Origin of the sequence: Altericroceibacterium spongiae (assembly GCF_003610805.1) — a bacterium.
GTDB lineage: Bacteria > Pseudomonadota > Alphaproteobacteria > Sphingomonadales > Sphingomonadaceae > Altericroceibacterium > Altericroceibacterium spongiae.
On sequence record NZ_RAPF01000029.1, the window covers coordinates 1 to 1,790 of the forward strand.

1 protein-coding gene and 1 pseudogene are annotated in these 1,790 nt (G+C 60.1%); one reads left to right on the top strand and one right to left on the bottom strand.

What is annotated here, in order from left to right:
- Nucleotides 1-122: 122 nt before the first annotated feature.
- Nucleotides 123-1,294: pseudogene (locus D6851_RS17450) on the bottom strand (Tn3 family transposase); the annotation flags it as partial.
- Between the two features lie 204 nt (nucleotides 1,295-1,498).
- Here D6851_RS17450 and D6851_RS18135 point away from each other — a divergent pair.
- A complete protein-coding gene (locus D6851_RS18135; RefSeq protein ID WP_238474186.1) occupies nucleotides 1,499-1,675 on the top strand; it encodes a hypothetical protein in 177 nt (58 codons plus the stop codon).
- The last annotated feature ends 115 nt before the right edge of the window (nucleotides 1,676-1,790 follow it).

Consider the following 1,790-nt stretch of genomic DNA (forward strand, 5'->3'; position numbering starts at 1 on the left):
GCCCTGTCGGCTGCCTCTGGAGGGCATAGCGTGGAAGGTACGCCAGACAAGGCAATCAGTGAACGCCTAGGCGAAGCGGTTATCCGGCGGCAGATTGAGAGCTTTGCGGTCAGCGGAAGCGGCAGAAAATCGCCGGAGAACGTAATATGCTCCCAGCCTACCGAGGACGTATGGGCAAGGAGATTCTCAGGCACCAGGACAGATGTAGATCGCAGATGCTGGGCGGCGGCGTCCATGTAAATTGTGTTCCAATAGACGATCGCGACGATGACCAGGTTGAGGCCGGATGCCCGATATTGCTGAGCTTCATGGCTGCGGTCAATGATGCGACCCTGGCGGAAGGTATAGATCGCCTGCGTCAGGGCATGGCGTTGTTCGCTGTTGTTGAGGCCCGCATGGCCACGCCGGCGCAAGTCGGGATTTCCAGCCAGTCCAGCATGAACAGGGTGCGCTCGATCTTGCCGATTTCCTGTAGCGCCACGTCGAGCTGGTTCTGTCGCTCGTAGGCAGCGAGCTTTCGCAGCATGACCGACGGCGCGACATGGCCGGCCTTAATCGATCCTACGAGGCGCAGCACGTCATCTCATTGCTCACCGATGATGTCGGTGCGGATATGCTTGCCCAAGAGCGGAGCGATCGACGGATAGGCTGTTACCGGCGCGATCGGAGCAAGACGCCGGTCTGGAAAATCACGCAGGCGTGGGCAGAAGCGGAATCCCAGCATGGCGCACAGGCCGAAGACATGATCGGCCGCCCCGCCGGTGTCGGTGTAATGCTCGACGATTTTCAGATCGGTCCCATGACTGGAGAGGCCGTCGAGGACATAGGGCGCCTCATGTGTCGCCGCCGAGATCACGTTGACGTGGTAGGGCGCGCGCTGATCGGAATTATGGTGTAGAAGCCCATGATCGACGCCATAGCGGGCGTTGATGCCGCCACCCGATGCGCCGCGCTTCGCGCCCCTGAAGAATTGACCATCGGAACTGGACGTCGTGCCGTCGCCCCATACCCGCGAGAATGGCAGGTGGTGGTGCGCGTTGATGAGAACTGCCAAGGTCGCGCGGTAGCTGTCGGCGCGAATATAGGCGTCATGGGTCCACAGGAGCTGATCGCGCGTGACGCCCTAGCTCGCAGCCGCCATACGCGACAGGCCGAGATTGGTAGCATCAGCAAGGATAGTGGCGAGCAGCGCATTTTCATTGGGGCACGGCTCGCCGGTGCGCAGGTTGGTGATGCGGATGCGGGACATCATGGCATCGAGCCGGTGGGCCAGGGCTTCGGCATCGGGCGTGGCGATTCCTGAGCGCTGCTGCCGTTCAGTGTTGAAGGTGCAGCGCGCGTAATCGACGCATTTGATCGACTTTCGGACGATGCTCATGATACTGTCGCATTGGTCTCACTCGACCGGGACGCTCTCCTGCAAGCATCGGGACCGATGTTCACAAATATGTAGCTGCATGGTTGCCTGGTCAAGGCGCTGCCCGGCGGCATTCCGGATATGATCAACGCCGATGGCGATGATCTCGTATTCCACCGGATCGTCTTCTTCCTAGCAAAGGGCGTGATCGGCAAGAACGCGGCCAAAGGCTGGACGGACGAAAGTGGCCGACTGGCTCAAATATATCGAAAACGGCGCGGCAACAGCTGGCACTGCCGATCCGATCGGCACCTATGACTTCACATCGATGTGGAACCAACTTGGACTCAGTGACCTCCGGCGGTAACAGCCCTCACGCCATTCTTGATATGTTCTCGCTTAGCGTCGTCTGGCGTACTGGCCACGTTATGCC